Origin of the sequence: Rhizobium sp. PL01 (assembly GCF_033447125.1) — a bacterium.
Classification (GTDB): domain Bacteria; phylum Pseudomonadota; class Alphaproteobacteria; order Rhizobiales; family Rhizobiaceae; genus Pararhizobium.
Map to the genome: position 1 here is coordinate 133,908 of NZ_JAWQUM010000011.1, position 26,781 is coordinate 160,688.

The following is a 26,781-nucleotide window of genomic DNA, read 5'->3' on the forward strand; positions in this document are numbered from 1 at the left end:
AACGCGTCAGGGATGAAAGCCCGAAGGGAGAAGACTCGCGTCCCGAGGCTTGTGCGTAGCCACAGCCCGCCCCGACAGGGCGACGTCACCCCCTTCTGTGGAGGCCTCGTTGTCTCCGGTGTGCAACGGTTGGGAACATCACAGTTACGTCGAATTCTGCATGCTGCCACCATACTGTCCAATATTTCGATATAAAATTTGGTCAGTATGGCAGCACCGGTTGCTAGTGACCAAAATTTGGGCGTTGGTGCGGGGATTAGCAAATGTGCGGAAGTCGGTCTTTGATGGGCCGATTATTTGGCTGCTCCCGTCGATGCTTGGCAACGAACGGATTTCGGGCGTCCGCAGGCGAGCATTCGGTTAAGGATGGCGACGCCGATCACAGCTTCAGTCTGCTGCGCGCGGAATGAACGAGCACGGAGCCGCGGACCGATGACGCCCTTGTATCGACCCATCGCGGTTTCAACCAAAGCTCGTTTGCCATAGCCGGTAGATGCCTGCCATTTCAGCCGACCATCTGCCTGCATGGCGGCAATGTGGTCGTCTCTCTGACAGGATGCTTGGGCGCAGGGCCGTTCAACTGCATTCGAGCGCGGTGGAATCACGATCTTGGCGCCTGGGCTGTGACGCAGCACTGCTTCATAGGTGGGAGTGCCGTCATAGGCGCCATCGGCAGTGAGCTGGTCGATCTCATCATCGATCTGATCCAGTAAAGGCTCCAGCTGCGAGGCATCGCCGGTGTCCTGATCTGTCAGACTATGTGCAATGATCTCGCCACTGTCGGCATCGACAGCCAGATGCAGCTTTCGCCAGCCACGGCGGGACTTTACGCTATGCTTCTCCTCGAGCCGTTGTCCCGCGCCATAGATCTTCAACCCGGTACTGTCGACCAGAACGTGAATGGGTCCGCCCGCCACATGCTGCCGGTCGTTGCTCCTTGCCGATAGCTTCCAGGTTCTGGCCCTTCGGCTCAGCGTGGAGTGATCGGGCACAGCCAAATCCAATCCCATCATGTCAAGCACCGAACTCACAAGCCCTTCACTCTGGCGCAAACGCAATCCGAATACCATGCCCAGCATCAGAGTGGCTTCGATCGCAAGATCCGAATAAAGAGGCTGGCCACCACGCGTCTTGCGACGTGGGGCTGTCCAACCTGCCAACGCTTGCGGCGTTATCCAAAGGGTCAAACTGCCACGGCGGCGAAGGCCCGCCTCATACTCCGCCCAGTTCGTCACCCTGAACTTCATTTTACCGATGTGATGACGGCGGGCGGCGTTATGCTTATGCGGCATGCTGGATCAATCTTGCTATGTTCTATCGTAGCCCCATAGTTGGAAAACGTTCAAATTTGATCCCCGCACCAACGCCGCTGTCATGCCGATTTTCGTGTGATCGTAAGCCATTGATTCATGAAAAACGATTTACTAAAGTAACTCTATCCGAATATTTTGGTTCCTCACTTAACATGATTGACTGCTAACCTCCGATAAGTATCCCTTATCGGAGTCATCTCGTAAATATTAATCGTATTGAACCTCGCTAGCGCGAATTGAATACTTGCGTTAATTTTGCGCGACCACGAACAGACTGGCCGCGTGCATGGAGGCAATATTTCCCACGACCATCACAGCCAAACGGCTCGTCTACGCCCTTTCAGTTATTGCACTTAGAGCCCTCGCGTATTATATTGGCGATCAAGGAGAAATCGTCATGGCCAGCCAACTCATCCATTTCGCCGGATTGTCGGATCGCGACCGTAAGGTAGCGCTGCCCCTGCCGAAATTGGCCGAGGGAGACAGGCTGGAGCTGCATGTTAGACACGAAGGTGGTGAGAAGCAGACACACTCGATACCGCCCTCAGCGGCCGCGGCAGTGGAAACGCTTTTGGCGCATATGCTTCGCGGCGAGCGTGTAGCAGTGCTCGCTGAAGACCAGGAACTGAGCCCGACCGAGGTGTCGGCTATTCTCGGCGTCTCACGGCCGCTCGTCGTGCTTCGCATGGACCGGGGTGATCTGCCATTCCGTTACGTCGGCAAACACCGCCGCGCTCTGTTGAAGGATGTGCTCGTCCTGAAAGCCCGGCTTGACACCCGGCAGGTTGCGATGGACGCGCTTGCCGAAGACACCGAGGACCTGATTCAGACCCATGGCCTCTAAACCGCCCATCGCGGTCTATGATGCCTGCGTCCTCTATCCGTTTCATCTGCGCAATGTCCTGATCCAGTGCGCCTTCGATGGCCTTGTCGAGGCGCGCTGGACTGACGACATCCACGATGAGTGGATGCGCAATCTTGTCGCCAACACACCAGGTTTGCCCATAGAACGTCTGGCAGCCACGCGTGATCGGATGAAGGCCGTCCTGCCGGACGCAGACGTGGCGGACTATCTCCCGTTGATCACGAACCTCAAATTACCTGACCCTGACGATCAGCATGTTCTCGCAGCCGCCATCGCAGGGAAAGCCTCCGTTATCGTCACATGGAACCTCAAGGATTTTCCAGCACGAGACATGCTCTCCTCCGGTGTGACCAGCCAGTCGCCGGATGATTTTCTGATCGCTCTCCATGCTGCGTTTCCAGACGCGCTCATCTCAAGCGTTAAAAGTGCTCGGCGCAATCTTCGCACGACAACGCCATCGGCTGAGGCCTTCGTGGACGCACTTCAGCGAGGCGGGTTAAAGAAGTTTTCAGACGCGTTGAACCGGAACATCACCGCGCTGAACTAGATCCGACGAGGTCCAGATGAAGCGAGGGTTAGTGAAACTCCTAACACGGCGATCGGCGACTTTACTCCCCATCAGGGTCCGCCTCGGCTGATAGAAGTTCATTCTGAACAACCTGCCGACTGAGCAGCCCCGCATCCTCAAGCGCCTCGATGTCGGGCAGATCACGCAGCGTTTCCATACCAAAGGCGGAGAGGAAATGCTTCGTCCCGCCAGCAGATCTTCGACCATCCGCAGGCTCAGCGGAAACCGGAAGTATAGCCAGACGGCGCGGGCAATCACCTCAGCGGGAAAACGGTGGCGACGATATAGGGGATCACGAAACGATCTGGTCATACCGCCTGATCCCACATTTTCCTCGACGGCTGGTTAAATTTACAGTGCCTGACACGCTCCTCGCTTGTTACGCGCGACATATAGAAAACAGCGCTCGCCAGCCGCAATCCGATCCCCATTTACCCAAGCTGTTGTGTCGAAAGTGTGCACAAATTCTAAAGGCGTCCTGTCGATGGAGATAGATCGATCGCTCCAGCAAAATGAAAGCCCAATGCATGCGTTACGTGAATTGGCAATGCGATGCCCGCATCCCGCGCCTTTGAGCGTAGTCGCCGCAAGACAGCGTCGATGCTTCGGGTCTCCAAGCTGGTCTCCGGATAGCCCATAGCGCGGGACAGCACCGCGCGCGAAACGACCCGCCCCTTCTCTTCGGCGAGTTTTACGAGCAACTTGGCTTCGCGCCCGGATAGGATGATTGCCGTTCCCTGCGGCGACACAAGTCGCTGGGCGGTGCCATCGTAGTACCAGTTCGGACCAGATTCGCTTCGTGCTGATGATGTGCCACCAGCCTGCTTAATCCGACCGGCAAGATTCCTGATTGCAAAAACGAGCTCATCGCCGTCAACCGGCTTAGTCAAATATAGATTGGCTCCCTCGGCATAGCCTTTAAGCCTGTCCTCCCGCATCGTGCGCGCAGTCAACATTATAATGCCAATATTCGTCTTACCAGAAATCAACCGTGTGAGGTCGAACCCATTGGTATCGGGCAAGTTTACGTCAACGATGGCGACATCGAACATTTCCGTAGCGAATGCCTGATCGAATTCTCTGCCATTTGCCACTGCCGTCACCGCAAACGCGTTAAGGCGGAGAAAATCCGTCAGGCCCTGGCGCAGGTCGAAATCATCTTCGACAAGTATCAGTCTGACGGGATCATTTCCGTTCAACCGATGCGCATTATTCGTTGTCATGGCTTCGCTATCGTCGTCTTGAATGCAGTCGTGCCGGGCGCTTGCGCGGCCTTTTTCAGATACCTAGCCTGCCGCGCGGCCGATCGCAATCAGCCAAAGTTCGTAAGGCGATCAATCATTTCCGGGATGCGGCATTCCGGAGGCTTGCCGTCAGAATGATCCTAAGGCTAAGGCCATCCCACCGTCGATCTAGGTGATGAGCGGCAGAGAGATTGTCGCTTCGGTTCCGACCCCTTCCCTGGCTGAAAGAAGGAGGCGGCCTCCATGTACATCGGTGGCCCGTTTGACGAGTGACAGACCTACGCCGCTTCCCGCGATATGAGCGGCGTTGGCGCCACGCACAGCGTTCCCGGCGAGAAATTTCGCCGGCTCGTCGACCAGGCCTATACCCTCGTCCCTGATGCGCAGATGAGCCTCGTCGGCATCGCAGAATACATCAAGCCAGATCGTCGTCGAACCGACCGGCGCCGAGAACTTGAACGCATTCTCGAGCAGATTGATGACCGCGAGACGGATCATTTCAGCATCCGCTTGAACTCTTCCAACCCTCGCCTCTGTTGTCATGGAAAGGTTTAGGTTTGCTCCGTGGAGGAGATCGCGTGCGCTGCGAACCGTCGTTTCGACGATCTCCGCCAAGCCGACATCCGAAAAGACCGGCTGATATGCTACCCCTTGTAGCTTGCTACGTGTCAGGTTCACTTCGAGCACCTCGACCAATCGCGCGACGCCTCTATGTGCTCTATCCAACCGCTGTCGATTGGGATCGTCAGCCTTTGGCAATGTCAGCCCGATGCTCTCCAGATTGGTGCGAATAACGCCGAGAGGGGTCCGGTATTGGTGCGAAATCACTTCCATAAAGCGCACCTGCCTTTCCTGCGCCTGCAACTGAACTGACAAAGCGTTCTCCGCGACCCGTTTTGCCGCTTCGAGTTCGCGTGTCTTTTCCCGCACCAGATGGTTGGCATGTTCCTCGGAAACCGTCGCCGCAACGAGGGCGCGACGATCGGCATCCCTAGCTGCGGCCTCCGCATTGCGTAGCCGCACGGCTAGGGATCCGGTTAGAAGAGTAAAATGGATAATACTCGTTGCAGCATACGAGCCCGCAACCCAACTCGGGAGTGCCATAATACCGTAACGTTGGCCATTGGTCGCAATCAAACCGGCCCAAAGCAAGCCGAATGCTGCTAGGTTTAGGCCATGTTGCGCGTTGCGCGAGCGGCCGAAGTCCAGTACCGCCACGCCCATTGCCAAGGTCGTCAGCACGAGAATGACAGGGCCAGCCAAAAGCACAAAGTAGCGGTTGACACCCGCGAACACACACATGACGCCGATGGCCCCAGCAACGGCCGCGAACCAAAAGTAAAGCGCCACAAGCGGGTAGCGGCGCCGGAGCTCCAGAATTCCCGCGATCGAGAGCGCGCCGGCAGTCAGACCCAACCACGACGAGGCACTGGTCAAATAGTCATTGCCTAGGCCGCCGTGCTCAAAAAACAACAGCCGCGCCAGGCCAAGGCTGCCAAAGTATGTCGAACTCACGGCGAAGATGTCCAGCGCGAGAATTATGTAGAACTTTTTCTTGTCGAAATAGAAGAAGAAGAACTGGATGACGAGCAATATGCCCATGCCTCCAAACCACGCGCCCCGCATGATATTTTGAACGATCGCGCCGCGCATGAAGTGAACCCGGCAACGTTGCCAAGTCGCATTCAGCACCTTGCTGACGGCCGTCTTGATGCTCTCATGGGCATCGGAGACTACGAGCTTCACACCTCTCAAGCCTCGACGCGTCAGCTTTCGTAGGAACTCCGTCCAGATCGGCTCGGCCTCGGACGTGCCGATCTCCAGCCCAAGCACCTCCCGGCGTCCATCCGTGTTGGCCCCGACTGCGATGATGGCAGCAACGGACACAATGCGCCCACCACGTCTCACCTTGAGATAGGTGGCATCGATCCAGACGTATGGCCATTCGCCCTCGATGGGGCGGTCGAGAAAGGCCTTTACCTTGACGTCGATTTCCTCGCAAAGCCTTGAGACTTGACTCTTTGAGATGCCTGACATGCCCATGGCCTTCACCAGGTCATCGACGGAGCGTGTCGAGATGCCCTGGATATAGGCCGCCTGTATGACCGCCGTCAGGGCCTTCTCGGCCATGCGGCGTGGTTCCAGCAAGCTCGGGAAGTAACTCCCTGTCCGCAGCTTGGGAATACGCAGCTCCACCGTTCCAGCTCGCGTTTCCCAATCTCGATCGCGATAGCCATTCCGCTGGGCGAGACGAAGCGCGGTCTTCTCGCCATAGCCCGCACCCGTCGCTGCTCCCACTTCCAGTGCCATCAACTTCTCGGCGGCAAAGCCAATCATTTCGCGCAGCAAATCGGCATTAGCGCTCTTCTCAACAAGCGAGCGCAGGTTCATCATCTCGTCGGTCATCGGTGGTGTCCTTCAGGTTGGTCATAAGCAACCCGACCCTACCGGAAAGCACCGATGGCTATGAAACCCAGCTACACCACGCGCTGGGACACGATCTTGCCCGCCCTCCAGGAGCATACTTTGACTATAATATTTTTTGTCAATTACAGATTGACAAAAAGAGCATGCATTAAAGTGATCTTGATCTTTACTTTGAACTTATGTTATGCCGTCTACTATGAATGGACAAAACACGGCAAAGCTAAAGTACCTGATCCAATCAGTCCCGCCGGGATTCCTCGTCGATGCGGCCTGGACGGCACGCCATGCGATCTCACGGCAATCTGTATCGGCGTATATCAAACAGGGTTGGCTCGAGCGGATCGCGACAGGCGTCTACCGGCGCCCATTTTCGGCAGGAGAAACGTCGGAACCCGTCACGGGCTGGAAAATTCCTTTGTTATCCGCGCAATGGATCATGGGACATGCGTTCCACGTCGGAGGTTTGACCGCTCTTGGATTGCGCGGCCATTCTCACTACCTGCAGCTTGGCGGTGATACACGCGTGTACCTCTATGGCACCGATATCCCTGACTGGCTCATGACGTTGGCAACCGATGCGAGGTTCGCTCGGCGAGGTCATGGACTCTTCCCCGACGCGAACGAAGGCGTAGAGAACAACGAATTCAGCCTCTCCGATAATCCAGATGAGGAACTGGCCATGAGCCCGTGGCGCTGGCCTATCAAGATGTCGACTGCAGAGCGGGCAATACTGGAGATTCTCGATGAACTTCCGAAAAACGAGAGCTTTCACAACATCGACATGGTGTTTGAGGGAATGGTCAATCTGCGCCCGAAAATGTTGACGACGCTGTTGACCCAATGTCGCAGCGTAAAAGTAAAACGCCTTTTCTTCGTCTACGCCGACAAACACGCGCATACGTGGCTCAAGCATATCGACAGATCGCAAATCAATATGGGACGCGGCGATCGAGCACTTGTCCCAGGCGGGAAGCTCCACCCGATTTATCGCGTAACGGTCCCTGCCGACCTGCTGCCAAAGGAGAATATCGATGGCGCGTGATCGCTATATGCGGCAGGTCGAACTGCTGGTCCGGACGTTGCCCTACATCGCTCGGCAGGATGTCTTCGCCCTCAAGGGTGGGACGGCCATCAACCTGTTCTACCGGGATATGCCGCGCTTATCGGTCGATATCGACCTCACCTACCTTCCCATCGAGGATCGCGACACGACGCTCAGAGGTATCGACACCGCGCTTGACCGCGTTCGCGACGACCTGCTGAAAAACCTGCGCGGGATCGACGTGCAGCGTATCGCCGGCGGCGGCAACAATGACACGCGGGTGCTCGTCCGGCAGGGTACAACCGAAATCAAGATCGAGACCTCGCCGGTCGCGCGTGGAACGGTGCATCCTCCGGAACTGCGGGCGGTAACGGAGGGAGTGGCCGAGGCGTTCGGCTTTGCCGAAATGCAGGTCGTGTCATTCGAGGATCTTTTTGGTGGCAAGCTTCATGCGGCCGTGGACCGTCAGCACCCGCGCGATCTCTTCGACGTGAAGCTGCTCTACGACAACGAGGGGCTTACCGATGCGCTGTTTCGGACCTTCCTCATCTACGTAGCAAGCTCCGGCCGCCCCCCGCATGAGCTGATCAGGCCGTCGCTGTCCCAACTCGAAGACGCCTTCGTGAAAGAATTCGAAGGCATGACTATCGCGCCCGTCAGCCTGGTTGAACTAAAAGATGCGAGAGCGCGCCTCATTGATGACCTTCGAACTCGACTCGATGATAATGCAATGCGGTTCCTGCTCACTCTCCACGACGCGGAGCCGGATTTCGACGCCATTGGCCTGCCGCAGGCGGCGGCCCTACCGGCAGTTCGGTGGAAGTTGCTCAATCTTGCAAAGCTGAAGCAGCAGAACCCAGATAAGCACGCGCTGCAGCGTGGGGAAATCGAGAACGTGTTTGCTTAAGCGACTGCGTTCCCAAGCACGGCAGGCCGCAGGTTCCCTGCTCAGGCACTTGCGGCCGGCCAGTCATTTGCCGGCTCTTCGACAGCGTCAAGAATTTCCGGCTCATACCCGGGCCACTGGAATTCATGCGAGGCCCATTCGACACATTTCCTATGAAAAGCGCCCATGGATTGCGTCAGCGGAATGCCTCCGTTTTGCTCGGCATAGCGGAGAAGCTTCATGCCATTGGCGGCAAGTGGGCTCGCTACCAGTTCATCCTGATGAAGAGCCAGAGACAAGTACACAAACGGAGAGAGCGTGGATGGGCGAAACATAGGAGGATAACGACCGAATCTCTCATCGCCGTCATCTGCCCCGACACGAATTGATTTCGAACTCTCGAGACACCGCATCCCAACCTATGCGTCTTGATCTGGCAAGAACAGCGATTTTAGTTTTCACGCGGACTGAGCCGGTTTCCCGGCCAGAAGTATGAAGAAACCCATCGGCAAGTGTGCCGTGAAGGCAGGAAGACAGGCGCTGGGCTTCAGCTGTTTGGAAGAACCGCGGGTATCGCCGGGATTTGTGGTTGATCCGGTTGTTCCAGTTCCGCCTTCTGCTCAGCCGGTGGGCTGAGCTCAGACTCAACCGGTCTCACGACTGGAGCGATGAAACGGACCTCGAAGTTCCCATCGAAGTCGACAATCGTCTGAACTGCTCCGTTCTTTGCGGCGTCGAGGAGATCGGCAACATGCTCCTCGGCGCCCTTCCTGCTCCACTCATTCTCATGTTCATTCAACGGCATATCTCCCACACCCTTATTGGCATCAAGACAAACACTCCAGCGACCCCTTTTGTTCGCCTTGACGTCCGCGTTCAACAATTTCCTTCAAAACTGTCAGTGGATGTGCGGATCGCTGCTGAATCTGCGCTTGCCCGCCACCAGCATATCGAGATCGGGGGCGAGAACGTCCTGCCGTTCTGCAAAGGTGACAAACAGGCCGCGCGCGGTCTCGGCTTCGAGATGGCCGTTCAGTGCGGCCAGACAGGCGTTCGTGGCAATGGTGTGCGCCCGGTCACGACTGGCAGCCGGCCAGTCCATGAGGAGCTGATAAGCGTGTAATACCGATTTAACCGGCGTCGGAATTCCAAGGCCGGTCAGAATGGTCACGGGTGTTTTGAACGTATCGGGTTTCATGATGTCTCTCCGTTTCAAGCCCGATTGTTGAAAAGGAGGGGCGCCGACCCTTCGGCGCCCCGGACGTCAGGGTTTATGCTGCCCTTGAGGCTTCGATCTGAACCGGATCGCCCAAAGACTTGGCCGTGCCGATCTCGATCCTGCGTGGCTTCATCGCTTCAGGGATTTCCCGGACAAGATCGATTGAAAGCAGGCCATTTTGAAGGTCGGCACCCGTCACCCGCACATGGTCGGCCAGCTCGAAGCGGTGCTCGAACGGGCGGCCTGCGATGCCGCGGTGCAGATATCCCTCAGCCTGAGCCTCGCCTCTCTTTCCTGTGATCGTCAAAAGGTTCGACTGGAAGGTGAGGTCAAGATCGTCCTGCGAAAACCCAGCCACGGCCACCGAAATACGGTAGCTGTCATCGGCCGTCTTGACGATATCGTAGGGCGGCCAGTCGCTGATGGAACGGGCGCGCTGGGCGTTTTCGAGCAGGTTGAAGACCCGGTCGAAGCCGACGCTGGACCGAAACAGGGGTGCATAATCGTAAGCTGTTGCCATAACCACATCCTCCGTAAAGCAACATGGACATGAAGGCGCCAAAGGGGTCGCCTTCGGTTATTTCCGGCCCTCGATGAGCGGCCGTGACAATCGATTTTGGTGGTGTCCGACAGGGTTTCAAGAGCGGGCCCGCAAAAAAAATTGAGGAGAGCGATGATGCCTCGCCACCAGAATCCTCGCTCAGAAAACGACGCCCGTTAGCGACCCCTCACCTGCGCTCGCGCAACGCCTCGAGCACCACCGCGAATGCAGGCGAAGCCTGCCTGCGGCTTGGGTAATAGATATGATAACCGGGCCAAGACAGACACCAATCGTCCGGCATCGTAACGTTAACCGCGCGGCGATTTGCCTGTGCGATTTTGCGGCATGACCCAAACCATTCGTGATCCCCTTTATCGCGGCCACCGGTTCCCGGCTGAAGTGATTGCCCAGGCCGTCTGGCTCTATCTTCGTTTTCCGCTCAGTCTGCGGATGGTCGAAGACTTACTGGCGGCGCGCGGGATCATTGTCTCGCACCAGACAGTCCGCCTTTGGGTCGATAAATTCGGTCGCCACTTTGCCAATGAAATCCGGCGCCGGTCAGCCGGAAAGCTTGGCGATAAATGGTATCTCGATGAAGTCGTCATCTCCATCGGCGGCAAGAAGCACTGGCTGTGGCGGGCCGTTGATCAGGATGGCTTTGTTCTCGATGTGCTGGTGCAGCGTCGCCGTAATACCAAGGCAGCCAAACGTCTGATGCGAAAGCTTCTCAAAGGACAGGGTCAAGCACCCCGTGTGATGATCACCGACAAACTCCGATCCTACGGCGCGGCCAAACGCGACATCATGCCCGGCGTCGAACACCGTTCGCACAAAGGGTTGAATAACCGGGCGGAGAATTCACATCAGCCGACACGACGGCGAGAGCGCATCATGAAGGGCTTCAAGTCAGCTCGACATCTCCAGCGTTTCGTCTCCATCCATGACCCGGTCGCCAATCTCTTCCACATTCCACGCCACGATATCCCGTCCCGCCATCACCGTGAACTGAGAACCACAGCCATGCAAATGTGGAGTGAGGTCGCGCGCCTGCAAGCGGCGTGAGAGGAAGCAGCGCATGCCAATCTGGGCCGCAGCCCTTTAACTTTACGGTGCCCCCGGAAGGGATTTGGAACCAGTCTCATCGATCGCACAGTCTCGGCCGATCTTGGTGGCACCGCGCAGCTTGATTTCTTACCCACCGGTTTATGCGCACGTTTTGTGATCCCAGCTGCACATTTGCACGCTGTCGCGCCATTGTTGCTTCCCGTCGAGCTTCGATCAGCTCCGCTACCGACAGTCCTCATCGGGTTGACGATACTTCTCGTCGAGGATCAGTCTCTGATTGCGATGGACGTAGAAGAGATGCTTAAGGAGCTCTTATGCGAGGAGGTGATGACAGCGTCCTGCGTGTCTCACGCCGTCCGCCTGATTGACGAAAACATCCCCGATCTAGCCATCCTCGACTTTAACCTGGGCGACGAAACGTCTGAGGCAGTCGCTGACCAACTTGCCCTGCGGTCCATCCCATTCATTTTTGCCACGGGTTACCGCGACGGCACTGGGGTACCAGCACGGTTTGCCAGCATCCCGGTCGTGCACAAGCCGATTTCGCGAGACTCACTTTCAGAAAAGCTAGCCCTGGTATTGCCGATAAGGCAGCAATCCCAACGCCATCCCGCCTGAACTACAGCGACATCATCGTGACGAGGTTCGCGAACGCACAAGTCGAAATGTGTAATCGCAGGCACATTTCACGCAAGGTTTATCGCGTTCCATTGCCTCTCAGTTTGCTTCCAAGCTGGCAAACGCAGTCTCGGCAGATTGAAAAGTTGCGGTGACAAATTCGAGCACCAGTTCCATGTCCAGGGGCCTTGCCTCAAGCAGCGTCAGATATGATCGCCACTGATCACCGGGCATTGACTGTGCCGCAAGATGCCGGGCGCCAAAGGTCGCGGCCATTCCGAGAGCCTCGGCGCGCCTAAAAAGAAGTATCGACCCCAAGGCGGAGCCTTCGACGACATAAAGCGTTCCGACGAGTTCCTCCAAGGCCATCGGGCCAGCGTCAGAAGACTCAGTGCGAATAGCGGTCAGATCGAGGTCGATCATATCCTCCGCCAGAAGATTACCCAGCGGCTGGAACGCGTAGCCGGCAAACACCTGCGACCAAACGACAGGCGCAAGCTTCGCTTCCAGGGGTAGACGGAACGCGGCAATCCCAGCGACATAGCGTCGGTACGCGCCACGCGTGTCAAGCGGTCCGACAAGTCTATCACGCGATGCATGGGCATCGGCACTCCGGTCACGCAGAAACATTCGTCGAGAACTGATCAAGTTTAAGGTCCTTTGCAGTGGGGCGGCTGGTTGTAGCCGACACGCTCGTTCGTTTAGAAGAGGCATTATCCCTGCTCCTCGAGGGGTGGTCTAATCTGGTAGAGGTCTCGCTGGTACCATTTCCAGCTTTTTGCCTAAACGTATGGTAGTGCTACCGCTAACGCCCATCACCGAACTGATGCGGGGTGGCAACGGGGAAGCGCGATGCATTCAAAACCAGTTGAGAAGAAACCGAATATGAATGTTTCGTACGAGCCCCCAGCGTTTGCGAAAAGACATGGAATCCGCCTGGAAGATGCGCAACGTATTTTAGCGTTGCACAAGGGCGACCACGATTCTTCGAACAGGGCTGCTCATAATCTCAAAGGATTGAATTAGGGACACGTGGCATTCCGCGAAGAATGCGCGCAGTACCAGCACGGCACTGCGCGACTTTCCTTTAGGCCGCAGTCACGGACAGCATGTCAGGCTCTGCGTCCGTGACGAGCGTCTGCCTGGCCAGATGCCCCTCCAGTATCGACAAAATATCGCCATCGACGTCCTGATCGAATTTCCGGGCAAAGAAGTTATGGCTGGCCTTCAATTCCGCCGCATCCTGGCGCAGATATGTTCTAGGACGCAACTTGATATCACCATCCGGGACCCAGTCGATCATACGCAGGTCATCGTTGACGATCTCCCCATGGACCTGCGTGTTCATCATGACAGTTTGAAAAAATCCCTCGTCGGCAATGAAGGTGTTGCGATAGAATGCCTTGTAGCGGTCCGCGCGAACATCGTTGCAAACGAAATCACAGAATGCGCGGCTGACGATCATCCACTGGTTGCCAATATAGGGTGTGGCGCCGTCGAGGAATGGCCGCATCGTCAGCGTTTGCTCGATGTGGCCGCCTCTTTCAATGACGAACTCTCCAACGCGGCGCATTGTATCGGGACGGATGTTCTTCTGATCAAAAACTTTGATGTATTCGCGGTTTGGATATGCGCTCAGTTGGGCCATAATTTGGTGCTGAGTTTTCAGTGGAAAGTCCTGGCCGCTCAGGTTGATGAAATGACTCCAGTTCCGGTCCATCGCTAACAGGTGTTCCATGCCCCGAAGCTCGGCATCAACGAGGCTGTAGCCGCCCCACAATGCTGCGCGTCCCTCCATGACCTCTGCATTGGAATAGGGCTCAAGGAAGTCGCGCAGGTCGGCATCGAGCTTGGCACCCGAGTTCTTGTCAACGTGCACAACATAGCTGTTAAGGGGATCATAGATCGCTTTGAAGAGCCGTTTGAACTGCTCTGGAAACCGATGGACGAGGATCAGGTAGCCGATCATTCTCCGACACCGAGTGCGATCTCAACTGCCGAGACCTTACGCGAAGCCATGGGAAAGCCTCCGCCGATCGCGCCGTCGTCGGTGCGTGTCGACCAAATGGATATATTCAAGGTGGGTCCAGTTCAAATAAGCCCGGAGACTGCAAGATTGCGCTCCGGAATTCACTTGGTAACACCGACGTGGGTTTTCTTCGCACAAAATCGCACGGTCGATGAGGGAGCCGCAGTGCAATTCGATCAGCTGTTATTTGCGGCTTCCCTCGTTACCAACTGCCATCGAGTGGCGGGCCTATATCGACTCCACGCTAAAGCGAACACCAGGATGAACGGGACACCTCATTAGAGCCTATTGCGCCGCCACGTTGATGGGTGCAGTAATTGCCTATTGCGTCGAGATCGCCAGGATCACCGCGTCACCCTCCGCTCTGTTTTCGACGGCGAATTCGTGGAAATATTTGATACGTGATGGATCGGTAAGTGTAGTTCACCCAACCAGCCGCAACGAAACGCCGCATTGCGATATTGACCTGCTGCCGTGACGCATTCGTCATGATGCCAAGGTCCGTTTGAGACAATGGGATCGGCATATCGCCGACCCACCCAGCCCGCTGCAACACGGCGGCAATTCTGCGCTTGACATCCCACTTTGCAAATCGAGAAAGATCCGACCAAAAACATCCACTGTGAATACGGTATTCATTCCGATCGCACGTGAACGCTTTCTCAATTGCAATAATTCCAAGATATGCGACATTAATTAGATTACGCTTACATATCGCCAGTTGTTTAGAATCTTCTTCAACGGACCCATTATTTTGATCATCGATGTTAACAATCTGAAGCTGGTGAAAACGCAACTCACTCAGTTGTCGAAAGACCCTTTGATTGGTCTCCTAAGGTTGGAGACTGATCAAGGACAGCGGCGTGTCGTAATTGAAGAGGACCGCCGAAAGTGTAGGCGGCGAAACATCCATCGTCTCAGGCATGGAATTCCAGGGTGTTGATGAACAGGGGCTAGCTTGGGAATGCGAGCTTCTCGGTCGGTGGGCGCCAATGTCTAGGCTGCCGCCGACATTTCCCGCATTGCGGTTATGACACGCGCGTGATCGTATGGCTTGCTGAAAAACCGTCCCTCGACCGGCAGAAGTTCGTCGCTGAGTTGACGGTGGCCGGAGGCAATGATGATTTTGACGGGTGGCCATCTGTCTCGCACGGATTGCGCCAGTTTCAATCCGTCCATGCTTCCTGGCATGTCGATATCGGTGAACATCAACCGGATTTCGGAATGTGTGTCGAGAAGATCGATGGCTTCGTCTGCATTCGAGGCTTCCAGTACGATAAAGCCTTCGTTTTCAAGTGATATCACGATATCCAACCGGACGAGCGGTTCGTCCTCGACAACAATAACCGTGATCCTCTTGTGCCCCATCCGTCCCACTCTCCATCGTTGACGCTGCGGGTATGTCTTTTTTTAATAAGCGAGAGCTATAAACGCGCGGACAGCGCAATTGATCCGTGAGGGAACGAATTATCTGTCAGGGTGCTAGGGCAAAATCCAGCATCAACTTCCAATTGATAGAAAGGTCATAAATCTGCACTCTCCGGTGAAATCCTCGCCGCAGGACCGCTGACGTTGCACCGGAACCCGGCGGGAGCAAAAACAATCTCGGGAGCCGTGCCAAACAGCGATCCGAGCGCGGATCGCACATATCGGGTCCCATATCCCTGCCGCGTCGGCTCGCGCACCTGCGGTCCCCCGACTTCGGTCCAGTTCATAGTGAAGTTGGAACCGGCACTTTTAGCAACCGTCCACGCGAGCTCCACATGCCCGTCGGGGTGTGAAAGTGCGCCGTATTTTATCGCGTTGGTGATCAGCTCATGCAGGCACAGCGCTATCGTAGTGCCGGCGTCCCGGCTGACAACAAGATCCGACCCAGTGACATTGATACGGCTGACGCCGTCGCTGTTGTATGGAGAAACCGTTAGGTCAATGATGGCTGAAAGTGACACCTCCTCGCCGCCGGCTTGAAACACGGCAGTATGCACGTTCGAAAGGGCCTGAAGGCGACCGGTAAAATCGCTGGCCAGGTCCTCGACGGTTGTTGCTCCCCGCCTTGTCATCTGAAAAATCGACGTGACGCTGGCCAGAATGTTCTTCACCCGGTGATTGAGCTCCAGACGCAGTTCTCTTTCCCGCTCGATGGAATCACGGACCTGGCGCTGGCGCAGTCGCACCAAAAGATTTGACTGGATGCCATTTACAAGTTCCAGCGGTGCAATCGGACGGGTATAGAACAAGAGGCGCGAACCAGGCCATGACGTCTGCAATTGAATGCGAATTCGTGCAACCGGCGCAGTGCGCTCCAAAAGAACGATGATCGGCACTTCCGACCAGTCGGGCTGCTCAGCAAGATGGGCCGCAACACTGGCGACAACCTGCGGGTTGAGCGCCTCATGCGTAATAACGATAATGCCGGGAGACAGGGCGAGGTGCTCCACCAAATCGTCGTCGACCTTGGCGCCCTGGACCTCGATCTTTTGTTCCTGAAGAAAGGCAGCAATGTAATCAGCATCCTTGCGAAAGGGAGCAAGGACGAGCACCCAGTCCAGCTCGCTGTCTTTGGGAACTCCATTCATTTCGGATCTGGAAGGGGATTATAGGCGACAACGCTGACGCTGCCGCTTTCGATCAGCAGTTCACGGACATTGAGATCATGCGGACCGTGGCGCTTTTTGACAACGGTGATGTTCCGGCGCAGCCGTCCTTCATGCTCCATGATCCGCAGAAGCAAAACGGTATCGCCGAGGAAACTGACGTCCACATCGATGCCGACATTTTGTCCGATCAAGCCGTGCTGAGCAACAATCAGCATGGTCAGGACGCCAGAGCGGGCAAGATACTTCAGCAGCGACTGGATGTCGCGAACCGCTTTCTCGCGGTGCGGCAGAGAGTTCAGATATCCAGTCAAGCTGTCGATCACGACCACGCGCGACTTGTTTTGCGTGACCGCGTCTTGAACGATTTGCCCAAATTCTCCGGGCGAGATTTCGTTGGGATTGAAATCGCGCAGGATCAGCTTGCCGTCTTTGTGGAACTGCCGGAGTTCCATGCCCAGGCCTTCGGACCGGCGGAAGAATGTTTCCAGCCGCTCCTCGAAGAGGAACAGCGCGACACTCTCACCGCGCTCGAGCGCAGCCGTCGCATAAAGGGATGACATCGTCGATTTGCCGGTGCCAGACTGCCCGATCACCAATGTTGTGGTCCCAGGCTCTTGGCCGCCGCCAAACATTTCGTCAAGCTCGGCGACCCCGGACTTGATCAGTTGCGGCTTCGGATTCTCCGAGGCCGCGCTTGGCATGATGCGGGGGAACACCACGACGCCTTCACCTTCACGGATTGCCATGTCGTGATACCCATCGGCAATCGGCACACCGCGCATCTTGGAGACCTCGATGCGGCGGCGCACGCCACCGTATTCCTCCAAAGACTTGTCGAAACGGATGACGCCGTGGGCGAGACCCTCGACCTCCTCGCCGCTGCGATCGGAGCCCGGCGTCTGGGTATCCAGCAGCAGCGCCACCACGTTCCTTTTCGCAAGAAACGACTTAAACCCGATCAACTCCCTCCTAAACCGCGGACTATCACCGGTGATCAGCCGGATCTCGAGAAGGGAGTCGTAGACGAGACGGCGGGGCTTGTGTTCCTCGATCGCCGCCTCGATGGCTTTTCTGGTTTCGTCCAGCCGCAGATCCGCCGTCAGGAAGATGCTCTGGTCGTCTGCTTCACTGACGTTCCCCGACGTCGAGAGCTCTTCGACACGGATTCCCTCAAGGGTCCAGCCGTGCGATGCGGCAATGGCCTCCAGTTCTGCTGCTGTCTGCGAAAGCGTGACGTAGATGCAGCTTTCACCGGCCTCGACGCCGGCGCGCAAAAACTGCAGCGCCGCGGTCGTCTTGCCAGATCCCGGTGCGCCCTGCAGCATATACAGGTTCGATGCCGGCAAGCCGCCGCGCAGGATCTCATCAAGGCCGGTAATCCCCGTGCTGACAACAGCTGGCTTTTTTTGTTTGGGCATGTTGGTCTTCCACTACAGTGCTTGGCGCACATTGAATTCGATGGCGCGCATCGTCCGGGGAAGAGCCGCTGGCATGTTATATTTGTCTTTCTCAAAACTTCAATAACTGGGATTACGTCCGCTCGGCACAATTTTTAATGGTCTCCCGCGATGAGCGAGGATATCGCATCGTGACGCGGCTTGTTGGGTGGCCAGGTTCCCGGACAGCCGAGCGCTCTGTTTCTCTGGCTATGGTTCCGTTTAGGCAAATTTCACAGCGAGCAAAAGATCCACCTCGTACCGGAATTGCTGGGGAAGAATTGGTAATTCTAGGCTTGTCAAACCAGGACCGCTCGCCGCGAGAGAACGGTCCTGCTCCAAACAATGAATTAACAAATACCCTAAAATCTGGCGGGTTGTTTGCTGTGTCAAAATGCCTACCTGTCACCATCGAACGGTCATAAGAAATGGAATTGTGACAATGCAGTTAGACGATCCTACCCAAACCCGCTTAGTGGCTCTCACGGCGGCCATTGTCGCCTCCTACGTGCAAAATCACGTTGTGCCTGCCAAGGGCGTTGGAGAGTTGATATCGTCCGTGCATGCGGCCCTCAATAACACGAAGAACGCAGGTTCGATCACCGTTCAACGGCTTGAGGAAAAACCAAAACCAGCGATATCGATCAGAAAGTCGATCACTGATGAGTTCCTTATCTGCCTGGAAGACGGCAAACCCTACAAATCATTAAGGCGGCACCTAAGCTCCAAATTCGGGATGACACCCGATGAGTACCGGGCGAAATGGGGACTGCCGGATGACTATCCGATGGTGGCGCCCGCGTATGCAGCGAAACGGTCGCAATTGGCCCGTTCCCATGGACTTGGACGGCTTCGACGCAAAGCCACTTGACCGGGATCTCGCCACGTACTCAAATGCCTAAGTGTTGAATTGGAACAAGTCTGGGGACGCAGTGCAGCATGGAACGGAAGACACTGACCCGGTCCGATCTGGCGGAAACGGTTTTCAACAAAGTTGGACTATCCCGAACTGAAGCGGCGGAACTGGTCAAGATGGTGCTGGACGAAATTTGCCGGGCCATTGAACAACATGGAAGCGTGAGGCTCTCTTCCTTCGGCACCTTCCAGGTGCGGCAAAAGAACGGACGGATTGGCCGTAATCCCCAGACCGGGGAAGAGGCTGCCATTTCCCAACGCCGCGTGATCACTTTTAAGGCCTCCCACATTCTGAAGGATCGAGTTCTATCCGCACATCTTGCACGCGCGGAAAAGACTAAGGCAAGGCCAGCGCTGGACGTGCTAACCCGGTGACGCGGGGTTGCCACGCGTGGGTATTGGAATGCGGCGGTGGCTTACCGGGTCCGCCCTGGAAGCCCTTGCTGACGTTCTTGTGGTCCGTTCGCAGAATTATTTGCCGAGGTAGCGGCGACGCTTCGCGTCCACCCGCAATGAGATCCGGTAGAAAGCCTAAGGTTTGATCATTAGAGGTGGCCGCCTTGATGAGATACTAACCGATGACATGATCGGCTCACGGCCCATATCGGCTGACTTTGCGAGAAGCAGGATGGTCATTGCGGTCCTCACGGCCTGCGCAATGTTGTGTTTGCCGCTTGCACGACGCGTTGCGCCGGAAGAGCGATGGTAGCCGCGTGAACGGTTAGCCTATCGTCATTCGGCGAAGAACGTTTGTCTTCCAGTACAATTGGTGGACCAGCACACCAAGGACATGGCCGCTAATCAGCGTCCAAAGGGCGACCTTGAGGATATCGGCGTGCACTTCGCCTGCTGCGCTGTAGCCGAGATAATAGGCCGCCATGCCGGTCAAAGGCATCGCGAGCAGAAGGACGTAGAGGAGGCCATGGGCGATCTTGGATACCAATACGAAAAACACAGGTTCTTGAGATGGTGAGGACGGCACTCCGTGCACCAATCGGAAAACAAGACGAAGACAGACGAGAACCAGGATGGCGCTCCCCACATAGGCGTGGATGTTGGCGCTCGCCACCTGATCGGCAGTTGCCACACCTGCTTTTTTGATGCTGCGGTTCCACGCGTTCATGCCATCTGGAAGAAGAAGATTAAAGAAAACAAGTGCTGCCGTGAGCCAGTGAACGGCACGCTGCGGCAGGGAGAACGAAGCTGGCGTCTTCAACGGAGGCATTTCCTTCTAGAATTTGCGGACCTCACAGTCTGTCATCGACGCAATCCGCGAGGTCGGCCCGTTATTCCTATCGTCGAATTTCCTACTATTTCGTGACGGTCAGCAAGGCGTGCATACCAGCCTCGTAATGGCTCTTGATGTTGCATAGGAGCACGTAAGAGCCCGGCACGAGGTTCGCCTTCAACTCGCCGTCTTCGCCTGGCTTCAACTCTGAGACTTCGCCCATGCTTTTAAGCTTCTTCTCGTCAACACGGTGCTTGGCCGCAACGATGGCAATTGCCTGGTCGGCAGACTTTAGTTTCACGAGCACCATTTCATGCTCCTCTGAGACAGCGTCGTTGTGAACCAGGAATGTTGTCTCGCCAGCTTTGATGGTTAGCTGATCCAACGTGAGGGACATGGGACCACCACCTTCTCCGCCTTCTACAACCTTGACGGTTGTCCCAGCGAAGGCAGGCGTTGCAAGACAAACGAGGGCAACGGCGGCAATTGCATTGCGGAAATGAATCATATTGGTCTACCTTTCCATTGAGAATGCCCGACCGATATTCAGCCTTACTGACAGCAAACTGAAAGCCGGCCTACCTTCAATGGCGTTTGCACAGTTGCAATGAAGGATGTGATGGCGACCATGGCAAAACCGACCTTACCAAACGATGACGAAAAGCCCGACGATCTGGTCCAACAGGTGTTGGACCACCGCGCCATGAGGGCACACAACACCAATCAGCGCTCAGTTGAATTGCCACAACGCTGGCACACAATCCGTCTCGATGCCGACGTTGCCGATTTCTACCAGGCGACTGGAGAAGGATGGCAATTGCGAATTAATGAAGCACTTCGCACACTCGCGGGAATCTGACGCACTCGCTTGGCACGTTATGCGGAGCGCGGCTGATTTAGGTGGTTTCCGACAATTGTCGCTGTTTGGTGCGGCCATGTTCACTGAACTCTTGAAGTGCCTTTGCGGCCGAAAAATTCATTAGGAATAAGTGACGATACTGTGCGGATCTGTGCCTACCAGATGCCGATATTGATGCTTTGGTCGGCCATTATGACCTGGCAGTGGGCGACCGCGAATTTGGCGCCGCAAAATAAATGTCGATGACGTGTCTTCTATTCCGTCGCGCCCTATGTTGCACATGTGCCTACTGGTCGCGCCGGGTGGTTTGCCGTGCGATCCGCGTTTCAACGAAAGAGGATTAGGACATGTCAGATGTTTCCCAGCAACCTCGCAAGACCGTTCCGGCCCCCAAAGACAAGCGCCTGCGGGAGCTGGCCAATTGCATCCGCTTCCTTTCTATGGACGCGGTACAGAAGGCAAAGAGTGGTCATCCCGGCATGCCGATGGGAATGGCCGACATCGCCGCCGTCCTGTCCTCCGAGTTCCTCAAATTCGATGCGGCAGACCCTTACTGGTTTGATCGCGACCGTTTCCTGATTTCCAACGGCCACGGCTCGATGCTCCTCTACAGCCTGCTCTACCTGACGGGCTATGAGAACATGACGATCAAGGAGATCAAGAATTTCCGACAGATCGATAGCCGAACCGCGGGGCATCCTGAGTACCATCACGCCACCGGGATCGAAACGACGATAGGGCCGCTCGGCCAGGGACTTGCCAATTCCGTTGGACTTGCGCTCGGCGAACGCATCATGAATGCATCGTTCGGCGACGATCTGGTTGACCACCACACCTACGTGTTCCTCGGCGACGGTTGCCTCATGGAAGGTATCAGCCACGAGGCCATTTCGCTTGCGGGACATCTCAAACTCGGAAAGCTTATTGCTTTCTGGGACGACAATTCGATCTCGATCGACGGCGCGATCAGCCTTGCAGAATCTGACAACCAGCCGGCACGTTTCGAGGCGGCGAATTGGCATGTGCAGGAAATCGACGGCCATGACACTGATGCTATCCGGGGCGCCATCATCAAGGCGCGGCAGGTAGATGACCGGCCTTCCCTGATCGCGTGCAAGACAATCATCGGATTCGGATTTCCGACCAAGGCGGGCACCCAGAAGGCCCACAGCGATGCCCCCGGGGAAGAGGAGATCGCCGGAGCACGCGAAACTCTGCAATGGGCAGCGCCGCCATTCGAAATTCCCCAGGACCTACTGAGCGAATGGCGTCAGATAGGAGCCAAGCATGCCTCAGACCGCGCGGAATGGGCGAACCGGGTCGACGCGTCTAACAACAGCGAATTCAAGCGCAGGATGAACGGCGAGCTTCCGTCCAACTGGCGCTCAACAATCCAAGCAGCAAAGCAAGAGTTACTTGGCTCGGAAAAGGAGCTGGCCTCGCGTCAGGCGAGCGGCATCGTGCTGGACCACCTGTTTAATGCGATCCCGGAGCTGCTCGGCGGCTCGGCCGATTTGACCCCGTCGAATAATACCAAGACCAAAAACCAGGTCGAGATCAAACCCGGCGAATTTTTGGGCTCGTATATCCACTACGGTGTTCGCGAACACGGCATGGCGGCAGCGATGAACGGTTTGGCGCTTCATGGCGGTCTCATCCCTTATGGCGGTACGTTCATGACATTCTCGGACTACTGCCGTCCCTCGATCAGGCTGGCGGCGATGATGGAAGTGCGCTCGATCTTCGTCATGACCCATGATTCGATCGGACTTGGTGAGGATGGCCCGACGCATCAGCCGATCGAACACCTGAGCGCCTTGCGATCCCACAACTTGCCGTGTATCGCCCAGGCGATCCGATCGAGACGGCGGAATGCTGGGAGGCTATCATGGACACGCCGCGCCAGGCGGCCTTGATAGCCTTGTCGCGCCAGCCAATGCCCATGCTTCGCAAAGATCTGTCAGCCAAGAACCTTTCAGCAATGGGAGGCTACGTCCTCCTGGAAGCGGAAGGTGGTGTGCGGCAACTGACGATCCTTTCAGCGGGATCGGAATTGCATCTGGCCGTTGAGGCGCGGACGGTTCTCCAGAGCGAAGGCATTCGGACGGCGGTCGTCTCGATGCCCTGCAGGTCTCTTTTCGAGAAACAGGACGCCGCCTACAGACAATCGGTGCTCGGCGACACGCGCGCGCGGGTCGCAGTAGAAGCTGGCGTCCAGGACAGTTGGGACCGCTATATCGGATTGGACGGTCTATTCGTCGGCATGCACAGGTTCGGCGCGTCCGGCAAGATCGACGATGTCTACAAAAAGTTCGATATTACCACCGACGCCGTCGTTCGTGCCGGGCGTCATGTCGTCGGTTCGAATTCAATCAGGTAAAGCGGTTCGAAAAACTTTACGCAGGATTGAAGGGACCATGGCATACCCTATTCGGCAGCCATGGCTCGCGCGTGTTCCGGTACCCCTTCGTCATCCGCTTGCGGATGAATTCCAGCTTTCGGCAGCTTTATCCGGAACCACACAGCATAAAGCGTCGGGAGGAAGAGCAGGATCATCACGGTGCCTGCCGCAGTTCCGCCGATCAGCGTATAAGCCATCGATCCCCAGAACACCGAGTGGGTCAAAGGTATGAACGCCAGGATCGCCGCAAGCGCCGTCAGGATGACAGGTCGTGTCCGCTGCACCGTCGCCTCGACGACGGCGTGATAGTCATCGAGTCCCGCCGCTTGGTTCTCCTTGATCTGCTCGATCAGGATCAACGTGTTACCCATCAGGATACCTGCCAGTCCGATCAAGCCGAGGACGGCGTTGAAGCCGAACGGTTGATTATAAGTCTCGTCCATTCGCCAAGAGCTGTTGGTTTCGGATTTCCGGCGGTGAGCACGGCAGGCAATAAGCGGCGAATATTTCACAACCCATCTGTTCAGCGTCGCGTGGTCAACGGGAACGCCGCGCTCGGCCATAATCTCTTCCAGATCGCGATAGCAGACTGCATATCTGACGTAGAAAAACACCGCGTATAAAATCACGCCTTTCGGGTAGTGACTGCCTTTGAAATCGACCATGTTCGCGGAACTCAAACTACCTGCTCATCTTCCACCGGATCTATGACATCCGCCGTCACGTTGCAAACGACCCGAAAAGTTTGCGACAAAGCCTATGGTTGGATAGCATCTTAGCTGCCGTTGCAACCCAGCGCTCGAAGCTGTCGGTAAATCCGGTCAGTGTCAGTTTCTCCCGAGACGGCTTGCTTTCGTTGGCTGCCAGGGTTCCCGGCGTAGACCGTACTATTTGCAGCAACGGTTCGGGCCGCCGTTCCGGATCCGGCATCCTTTCAGACAGGCGGGGACTTGCCGCCAATCATACGAGCCGTTCAATACGCTCTCGGATATTACCACAAAGATGGCCTTCGCCGTATCCACATACTCGATGCGTTCCGGGCATTTTCGCAAACAACGCCGCTTTAATTCGATGGTTCGGAAATCAGACGTATCAAAGTACCGTCACTCGCCGCGGCGCTGATTACCGTTGCGATCAGCCGCAGTGGCCCGCGCGCGACAAACGTCTCTGGCGTAGGGCGTTGCCCGGGCCCTGGATCGACAAAGGCTGAACACTCATACTCTGAGTTCAGCATTGCGATGAATGATGTCGAGACGATTGTTTCACCGCAAGCGGCGCATCGGAGAATATACGAACCGAAATGGACGACAGATTCCGTTTTATTCAATCCACAGGAGGTGCAGGTCAAAACACTATTCATTGCGGCAATTGCACCCTTTTTTATGGCCACTATGAGGCGCCCGCCAGAATGATCGCGATAGCGAGCAGCAAGGCCCCAGCCACTTGAAGTGACGAACCACCGGCAGCCGGTTTGTCAGATTTTCTGATGGCGGAATATAACCAAAGCCCACCGACGCCATCCACAGGCCGGCACAAAACATGATGAATTCATCTATATAGGCTGCAATCATGACTTCCCACTTCAAGGCGTTGCCCTAAGCTGTTCCAAATGAGGTGAGCATCGTCGTCGGTGGCAATGCGCAGTCAGACGGATGATATAGTGGGTTTCGTTAATGGGCACCTTCGCTTTTTGTCACCAAGCCTGCCCCATCACTTCGTTTGTAGGCGATGAAAATGGGCATCCCGTACGAAAAAGGGCCGAGCCGAGCTCTTCGGCTGAACGTCTGTGGATCGCGCTCTCGCTGCAGAGGTGTTTGCTTATCTCTTGTGCAACAATGAAAGGTGCTGTCGCCAGGTGCCGTGCATAATTTGTGGAAATTGAGCATGTCCAAACCGAATTCGCCGTCATCGCGATGACAGCAGCTGCAACGCCTGTCAAAAATTCTCATGTGAGGGGTAGGGTTCAGGGCAACCGATGCGGCCGACAAAGATTGCCGGTGAAAATAGTTTAACCCAGGTTCGGCGCTAAGCTGCCTTTGAGTTGTCGTCCGCTCGATCGGTAAGTCCGCGTTGCCGGCAACGAGATATCCCTTTCCGGCTTTGGGGCGGCGCCTAGAGGCCGGCGATCTTGGCTGCACGGCACAAAGTTTCGGACGTAGCAGAGCAGCCTCAGGCTTCCGCCACCATTCCCCCCCGTTGGCAGTGACGTTCAGTTTGGCACGAGAATCTGTTGAGGGAGTGCAAGCGCTTCTAAGACTGATTCCGCGCTGGAAACGGATTGTCCTAAGGTCCTTTTTTTGGCATTACTGAAAGTTTCGCGTCTGAAAGGGAATCCATGTGGAATCGATGTAAAGCAGCAAGTCTCGCGGTGTTGTTGATGTTGGGTGCGGTTGTTTTTCCTTATGCGCTGGCGGTGGTCCCAGTTCCCGGAGCACACGCTCAAACGGAATATCTACCGGCTAACCAGGACTTTATAGGCAAATGGAAGCTCGCCGGGTCTGCTATTCGGCCGCCACGGGATCTGGCAGGGACGGCTACTCAGGAGCAGGAAGCGGCCGCGACGGAATTTCAGCAGACAGTAACTGCATTTTACGGTGCATTCGACTACCTGGAGATCACAGCGGACGGACGTTACAATTTTCATCAGCCCGGTGATCCTGCTTCAAGCCCGTGCGTCTGGTGTGGAACCTGGTCATTCACTAACGACTCTTTGTGGCTCGCCTTGGATACCGCACCCAGGCTCGACATCTATGCGAAGGGCGGCGACATGCAGATGACCTACACGGCGGAGCAGGAAGGGAGTTCTCGATATAAGTGGCTCGTCTTCAGCTGGACAAAATCTGAATGAGAGCGCCCTTGGCGAATTAGCGGCGAGTTGATGGACAGCATCAAAACGTCTCCAAGTGACGTTATTGGCGACCGCGAATTTGCGTTGTTTGATCTTGAAAACGGCTTACCCGCCTGAAAAAGAGCCTCGGTGGCGACCGGCATTGTTTATGACGTGTGACGGAAGTGGAGGAGGCCTACCGCAGATCGGATTTCCGGATGGGCGTTGGATGCATCTTGACGACACCAGCCTGCCTGCCACGCTCGAGCAACACTTCGGGTTTTCAGTCGCCATAGGCGTGTATGCGCAATCGGCGCTCGCTGATGAAAGCAGGTTTCCGATCGTAGCGAACCGTTGCATTCCAAGTGCTCTTCACGTTCTAAAGACCGCATCGCTGGAGAAACTGTCTGAGCTGGGCGGTTTCAGCGACACCGACCGACGACGTTTTCGCCCGTCGATACTCATCGAGAGTGAGGAGCAAAACGTGTTTCTGGAAAACAACTGGATCGGCAATGCACTGCAGATCGGCGACATGCGATGCAACGTGGTTGAGGGAACGAAACGATGTGGCATGACACTGATCGCACAGCCTTGGGCTCAAAGAGGATCCCGAAATTCTGCGAAACATCTTAAGACACAACCGAAGAAATCTTGGCGTTTATTGCGATGTAAAACAGGCTGGACCAGTTAGCGTCGGTGAT

General features: G+C 56.1%; 26 protein-coding genes and 8 pseudogenes. 12 read left to right on the top strand and 22 right to left on the bottom strand.

The features are described 5' to 3' along the window. Positions 1-293: 293 nt before the first annotated feature. Positions 294-1,292, bottom strand: a complete 999-nt coding sequence (locus tag R6X40_RS24070) for an IS5 family transposase (RefSeq protein WP_318416761.1) — start codon at positions 1,290-1,292, stop codon at positions 294-296. A 418-nt stretch (positions 1,293-1,710) separates the two neighbouring features. On the opposite strand from R6X40_RS24070, the gene R6X40_RS24075 reads away from it, so the two are divergent. Continuing rightward, complete coding sequence (locus tag R6X40_RS24075) at positions 1,711-2,157, top strand: DNA-binding protein (RefSeq protein ID WP_318416762.1); 447 nt, start codon at positions 1,711-1,713, stop codon at positions 2,155-2,157. After that, complete coding sequence (locus R6X40_RS24080; RefSeq protein ID WP_318416765.1) at positions 2,147-2,725, top strand: PIN domain-containing protein; 579 nt, start codon at positions 2,147-2,149, stop codon at positions 2,723-2,725. Before R6X40_RS24075 ends, R6X40_RS24080 begins: the two co-directional genes overlap by 11 nt. Positions 2,726-2,786: 61 nt before the next feature. Here R6X40_RS24080 and R6X40_RS24085 read toward each other — a convergent pair. From R6X40_RS24085 to R6X40_RS24105, 5 genes and pseudogenes are all read right to left on the bottom strand, one after another. Further along, positions 2,787-2,930: pseudogene (locus R6X40_RS24085) on the bottom strand (segregation and condensation protein B); the annotation flags it as partial. Next, a pseudogene (locus R6X40_RS24090) lies at positions 2,918-3,058 on the bottom strand (IS6 family transposase); the annotation flags it as partial. The pseudogenes R6X40_RS24085 and R6X40_RS24090, both read right to left, overlap by 13 nt. A 155-nt stretch (positions 3,059-3,213) precedes the next feature. After that, entirely contained in the window at positions 3,214-3,969 is a 756-nt protein-coding gene (locus R6X40_RS24095) for a response regulator transcription factor (protein ID WP_318416767.1), read from the bottom strand. Between the two features lie 189 nt (positions 3,970-4,158). Further along, a complete protein-coding gene (locus R6X40_RS24100; RefSeq protein WP_318416995.1) occupies positions 4,159-5,643 on the bottom strand; it encodes a HAMP domain-containing sensor histidine kinase in 1,485 nt (494 codons plus the stop codon). Continuing rightward, positions 5,629-6,396: pseudogene (locus R6X40_RS24105) on the bottom strand (IS256 family transposase); the annotation flags it as partial. The pseudogene R6X40_RS24105 and the gene R6X40_RS24100, both read right to left, overlap by 15 nt. Positions 6,397-6,613: 217 nt before the next feature. Here R6X40_RS24105 and R6X40_RS24110 point away from each other — a divergent pair. Together R6X40_RS24110 and R6X40_RS24115 are read left to right on the top strand one after the other, a co-directional pair. After that, positions 6,614-7,459 carry a type IV toxin-antitoxin system AbiEi family antitoxin domain-containing protein gene (locus R6X40_RS24110; protein ID WP_318416770.1) on the top strand — a complete coding sequence of 282 codons (846 nt, stop codon included), beginning with the start codon at positions 6,614-6,616 and terminating at the stop codon, positions 7,457-7,459. Next, on the top strand, positions 7,449-8,366 hold the full coding sequence (locus R6X40_RS24115; RefSeq protein ID WP_318416773.1) for a nucleotidyl transferase AbiEii/AbiGii toxin family protein: 918 nt from the start codon (positions 7,449-7,451) through the stop codon (positions 8,364-8,366). Before R6X40_RS24110 ends, R6X40_RS24115 begins: the two co-directional genes overlap by 11 nt. A 526-nt stretch (positions 8,367-8,892) precedes the next feature. Here R6X40_RS24115 and R6X40_RS24120 read toward each other — a convergent pair. The 4 genes and pseudogenes from R6X40_RS24120 to R6X40_RS24135 all read right to left on the bottom strand — a co-directional run. Beyond that, positions 8,893-9,225, bottom strand: a complete 333-nt coding sequence (locus R6X40_RS24120; RefSeq protein ID WP_318416775.1) for a hypothetical protein — start codon at positions 9,223-9,225, stop codon at positions 8,893-8,895. Positions 9,226-9,243: 18 nt separating this feature from the next. After that, positions 9,244-9,543 (bottom strand): DUF982 domain-containing protein, encoded by a 300-nt coding sequence (locus tag R6X40_RS24125; protein ID WP_318416777.1) that lies wholly within the window; start codon positions 9,541-9,543, stop codon positions 9,244-9,246. 73 nt (positions 9,544-9,616) lie between these two features. Then, on the bottom strand, positions 9,617-10,084 hold the full coding sequence (locus R6X40_RS24130; protein ID WP_318416780.1) for an Hsp20 family protein: 468 nt from the start codon (positions 10,082-10,084) through the stop codon (positions 9,617-9,619). 208 nt (positions 10,085-10,292) lie between these two features. Further along, a pseudogene (locus R6X40_RS24135) lies at positions 10,293-10,412 on the bottom strand (LysR family transcriptional regulator); the annotation flags it as partial. Between the two features lie 38 nt (positions 10,413-10,450). On the opposite strand from R6X40_RS24135, the gene R6X40_RS24140 reads away from it, so the two are divergent. After that, positions 10,451-11,167 (top strand): IS6 family transposase, encoded by a 717-nt coding sequence (locus R6X40_RS24140; RefSeq protein ID WP_318416783.1) that lies wholly within the window; start codon positions 10,451-10,453, stop codon positions 11,165-11,167. A gap of 156 nt (positions 11,168-11,323) precedes the next feature. Further along, positions 11,324-11,788: a response regulator gene (locus R6X40_RS24145; RefSeq protein WP_318416786.1), complete on the top strand. Its 465-nt coding sequence runs from the start codon at positions 11,324-11,326 to the stop codon at positions 11,786-11,788. 99 nt (positions 11,789-11,887) lie between these two features. Here the strand turns inward: R6X40_RS24145 and R6X40_RS24150 are convergent, their stop codons facing one another. The 6 genes from R6X40_RS24150 to R6X40_RS24175 form a co-directional block, all read right to left on the bottom strand. Beyond that, the gene (locus R6X40_RS24150) at positions 11,888-12,436 is read right to left on the bottom strand and encodes a biliverdin-producing heme oxygenase (RefSeq protein ID WP_318416789.1); all 549 of its coding nucleotides are present in this window, start codon (positions 12,434-12,436) and stop codon (positions 11,888-11,890) included. A 439-nt stretch (positions 12,437-12,875) separates the two neighbouring features. Next, positions 12,876-13,757, bottom strand: a complete 882-nt coding sequence (locus R6X40_RS24155) for a beta-1,6-N-acetylglucosaminyltransferase (protein WP_318416791.1) — start codon at positions 13,755-13,757, stop codon at positions 12,876-12,878. A 412-nt stretch (positions 13,758-14,169) separates the two neighbouring features. Next, positions 14,170-14,343, bottom strand: coding sequence for a helix-turn-helix domain-containing protein (locus R6X40_RS24160; RefSeq protein WP_318416996.1), 174 nt, complete (start codon positions 14,341-14,343; stop codon positions 14,170-14,172). A gap of 470 nt (positions 14,344-14,813) precedes the next feature. Continuing rightward, entirely contained in the window at positions 14,814-15,185 is a 372-nt protein-coding gene (locus R6X40_RS24165; RefSeq protein WP_318416794.1) for a response regulator, read from the bottom strand. Between the two features lie 155 nt (positions 15,186-15,340). Further along, entirely contained in the window at positions 15,341-16,393 is a 1,053-nt protein-coding gene (locus R6X40_RS24170) for a sensor histidine kinase (protein WP_318416797.1), read from the bottom strand. Continuing rightward, complete coding sequence (locus R6X40_RS24175; protein WP_318416800.1) at positions 16,390-17,832, bottom strand: ATPase domain-containing protein; 1,443 nt, start codon at positions 17,830-17,832, stop codon at positions 16,390-16,392. Before R6X40_RS24175 ends, R6X40_RS24170 begins: the two co-directional genes overlap by 4 nt. Before the next feature lie 460 nt (positions 17,833-18,292). On the opposite strand from R6X40_RS24175, the gene R6X40_RS24180 reads away from it, so the two are divergent. Further along, positions 18,293-18,721, top strand: a complete 429-nt coding sequence (locus tag R6X40_RS24180) for a MucR family transcriptional regulator (RefSeq protein WP_318416803.1) — start codon at positions 18,293-18,295, stop codon at positions 18,719-18,721. A gap of 68 nt (positions 18,722-18,789) precedes the next feature. After that, entirely contained in the window at positions 18,790-19,140 is a 351-nt protein-coding gene (locus tag R6X40_RS24185) for an integration host factor subunit alpha (protein WP_318416806.1), read from the top strand. A 346-nt stretch (positions 19,141-19,486) separates the two neighbouring features. Here R6X40_RS24185 and R6X40_RS24190 read toward each other — a convergent pair whose 3' ends face one another. Together R6X40_RS24190 and R6X40_RS24195 are read right to left on the bottom strand one after the other, a co-directional pair. Then, positions 19,487-19,990 (bottom strand): cytochrome b, encoded by a 504-nt coding sequence (locus R6X40_RS24190; RefSeq protein WP_318416808.1) that lies wholly within the window; start codon positions 19,988-19,990, stop codon positions 19,487-19,489. A gap of 85 nt (positions 19,991-20,075) precedes the next feature. Continuing rightward, positions 20,076-20,501 carry a plastocyanin/azurin family copper-binding protein gene (locus R6X40_RS24195; protein WP_318416811.1) on the bottom strand — a complete coding sequence of 142 codons (426 nt, stop codon included), beginning with the start codon at positions 20,499-20,501 and terminating at the stop codon, positions 20,076-20,078. A gap of 99 nt (positions 20,502-20,600) precedes the next feature. On the opposite strand from R6X40_RS24195, the gene R6X40_RS24200 reads away from it, so the two are divergent. Then, positions 20,601-20,852 (top strand): BrnA antitoxin family protein, encoded by a 252-nt coding sequence (locus tag R6X40_RS24200; RefSeq protein ID WP_318416814.1) that lies wholly within the window; start codon positions 20,601-20,603, stop codon positions 20,850-20,852. Between the two features lie 347 nt (positions 20,853-21,199). Beyond that, a pseudogene (gene tkt, locus R6X40_RS24205) lies at positions 21,200-23,232 on the top strand (transketolase). Between the two features lie 47 nt (positions 23,233-23,279). Here the strand turns inward: tkt and R6X40_RS24210 are convergent. The 4 genes and pseudogenes from R6X40_RS24210 to R6X40_RS24225 all read right to left on the bottom strand — a co-directional run. Then, a pseudogene (locus tag R6X40_RS24210) lies at positions 23,280-23,684 on the bottom strand (efflux RND transporter permease subunit); the annotation flags it as partial. After that, positions 23,682-23,918 (bottom strand): annotated as a pseudogene (locus R6X40_RS24215) (IS6 family transposase); the annotation flags it as partial. The pseudogenes R6X40_RS24210 and R6X40_RS24215, both read right to left, overlap by 3 nt. Before the next feature lie 398 nt (positions 23,919-24,316). Beyond that, positions 24,317-24,613 (bottom strand): hypothetical protein, encoded by a 297-nt coding sequence (locus R6X40_RS24220; RefSeq protein ID WP_318416998.1) that lies wholly within the window; start codon positions 24,611-24,613, stop codon positions 24,317-24,319. A 29-nt stretch (positions 24,614-24,642) separates the two neighbouring features. Beyond that, a pseudogene (locus tag R6X40_RS24225) lies at positions 24,643-24,824 on the bottom strand (hypothetical protein). 806 nt (positions 24,825-25,630) lie between these two features. Between R6X40_RS24225 and R6X40_RS24230 the strand changes: the two are divergent. Next, positions 25,631-26,101 (top strand): hypothetical protein, encoded by a 471-nt coding sequence (locus R6X40_RS24230; RefSeq protein ID WP_318416818.1) that lies wholly within the window; start codon positions 25,631-25,633, stop codon positions 26,099-26,101. A 208-nt stretch (positions 26,102-26,309) separates the two neighbouring features. Then, positions 26,310-26,771 (top strand): MOSC domain-containing protein, encoded by a 462-nt coding sequence (locus R6X40_RS24235; RefSeq protein WP_318416821.1) that lies wholly within the window; start codon positions 26,310-26,312, stop codon positions 26,769-26,771. Positions 26,772-26,781: the final 10 nt, after the last annotated feature.

Excerpts from the sequence above, each read along its gene's own strand:
- R6X40_RS24080 (WP_318416765.1), top strand. The coding sequence starts at position 2,147 with ATGGCCTCTAAACCGCCCATCGCGGTCTATGATGCCTGCGTCCTCTAT.
- R6X40_RS24075 (WP_318416762.1), top strand. The coding sequence starts at position 1,711 with ATGGCCAGCCAACTCATCCATTTCGCCGGATTGTCGGATCGCGACCGT.
- R6X40_RS24170 (WP_318416797.1), bottom strand. The coding sequence starts at position 16,393 with ATGAATGGAGTTCCCAAAGACAGCGAGCTGGACTGGGTGCTCGTCCTT.
- R6X40_RS24110 (WP_318416770.1), top strand. The coding sequence starts at position 6,614 with ATGAATGGACAAAACACGGCAAAGCTAAAGTACCTGATCCAATCAGTC.
- R6X40_RS24165 (WP_318416794.1), bottom strand. The coding sequence starts at position 15,185 with ATGGGGCACAAGAGGATCACGGTTATTGTTGTCGAGGACGAACCGCTC.
- R6X40_RS24175 (WP_318416800.1), bottom strand. The coding sequence starts at position 17,832 with ATGCCCAAACAAAAAAAGCCAGCTGTTGTCAGCACGGGGATTACCGGC.
- R6X40_RS24125 (WP_318416777.1), bottom strand. The coding sequence starts at position 9,543 with ATGAAACCCGATACGTTCAAAACACCCGTGACCATTCTGACCGGCCTT.
- R6X40_RS24200 (WP_318416814.1), top strand. The coding sequence starts at position 20,601 with ATGAAGGATGTGATGGCGACCATGGCAAAACCGACCTTACCAAACGAT.
- R6X40_RS24130 (WP_318416780.1), bottom strand. The coding sequence starts at position 10,084 with ATGGCAACAGCTTACGATTATGCACCCCTGTTTCGGTCCAGCGTCGGC.
- R6X40_RS24230 (WP_318416818.1), top strand. The coding sequence starts at position 25,631 with ATGTTGGGTGCGGTTGTTTTTCCTTATGCGCTGGCGGTGGTCCCAGTT.
- R6X40_RS24160 (WP_318416996.1), bottom strand. The coding sequence starts at position 14,343 with ATGCCGATCCCATTGTCTCAAACGGACCTTGGCATCATGACGAATGCG.
- R6X40_RS24115 (WP_318416773.1), top strand. The coding sequence starts at position 7,449 with ATGGCGCGTGATCGCTATATGCGGCAGGTCGAACTGCTGGTCCGGACG.
- R6X40_RS24070 (WP_318416761.1), bottom strand. The coding sequence starts at position 1,292 with ATGCCGCATAAGCATAACGCCGCCCGCCGTCATCACATCGGTAAAATG.
- R6X40_RS24100 (WP_318416995.1), bottom strand. The coding sequence starts at position 5,643 with ATGCGCGGCGCGATCGTTCAAAATATCATGCGGGGCGCGTGGTTTGGA.
- R6X40_RS24180 (WP_318416803.1), top strand. The coding sequence starts at position 18,293 with ATGCAGTTAGACGATCCTACCCAAACCCGCTTAGTGGCTCTCACGGCG.
- R6X40_RS24155 (WP_318416791.1), bottom strand. The coding sequence starts at position 13,757 with ATGATCGGCTACCTGATCCTCGTCCATCGGTTTCCAGAGCAGTTCAAA.
- R6X40_RS24190 (WP_318416808.1), bottom strand. The coding sequence starts at position 19,990 with ATGCCTCCGTTGAAGACGCCAGCTTCGTTCTCCCTGCCGCAGCGTGCC.
- R6X40_RS24220 (WP_318416998.1), bottom strand. The coding sequence starts at position 24,613 with ATGAATAGTGTTTTGACCTGCACCTCCTGTGGATTGAATAAAACGGAA.
- R6X40_RS24095 (WP_318416767.1), bottom strand. The coding sequence starts at position 3,969 with ATGACAACGAATAATGCGCATCGGTTGAACGGAAATGATCCCGTCAGA.
- R6X40_RS24195 (WP_318416811.1), bottom strand. The coding sequence starts at position 20,501 with ATGATTCATTTCCGCAATGCAATTGCCGCCGTTGCCCTCGTTTGTCTT.
- R6X40_RS24140 (WP_318416783.1), top strand. The coding sequence starts at position 10,451 with ATGACCCAAACCATTCGTGATCCCCTTTATCGCGGCCACCGGTTCCCG.
- R6X40_RS24185 (WP_318416806.1), top strand. The coding sequence starts at position 18,790 with ATGGAACGGAAGACACTGACCCGGTCCGATCTGGCGGAAACGGTTTTC.
- R6X40_RS24235 (WP_318416821.1), top strand. The coding sequence starts at position 26,310 with ATGCATCTTGACGACACCAGCCTGCCTGCCACGCTCGAGCAACACTTC.